Below are 521 nucleotides of genomic sequence, written 5' to 3' on the forward strand. Positions count from 1 at the left end.
ATCTGGTAGCCTTTATCGTCACCAATACACGATGACTCTGTTCCAAGATCGTCGTGCGTACCGAGTCGGTGATGTGCTAACCGTGGTGCTTTCTGAAGAGACTTCTTCAAGCAAAAAAGCCGGAACCAAATTTGGTAAGAGCTCAGCGGTGAACTTTGCTGCACCAACCATAGGCACTAAAAAGTTTGATGAACTTGGTGTGAGCATTGACGGCAGCCGAAATTTCGATGGCAGTGCGTCTAGCTCGCAAGGCAACAAGCTCCAAGGTGCTATCACGGTCACGGTGCATGACGTGTTGCCAAATGGCGTATTGCGCATCAGTGGCGAAAAGTGGCTGCGCCTAAATCAAGGTGATGAATTTATCCGTTTGACGGGCATTGTTCGCGTCGATGACATCACTCGCAATAACCAAGTTTCTTCTCAACGAATTGCGGATGCTCGCATCACTTACGCTGGTCGCGGCGCGTTGGCAGACAGCAACGCTGCTGGGTGGCTGACTCAGTTCTTTAACAGCCCATGGG

General features: G+C 50.7%; 1 protein-coding gene. It reads left to right on the top strand.

Translation table 11 applies throughout. The features are described 5' to 3' along the window. Positions 1–521: flagellar basal body L-ring protein FlgH (flgH, locus tag R7040_RS29870; protein WP_318098105.1), on the top strand; the 521-nt coding region annotated here is incomplete at both ends.

The organism is Vibrio sp. 1069 (assembly GCF_033340555.1).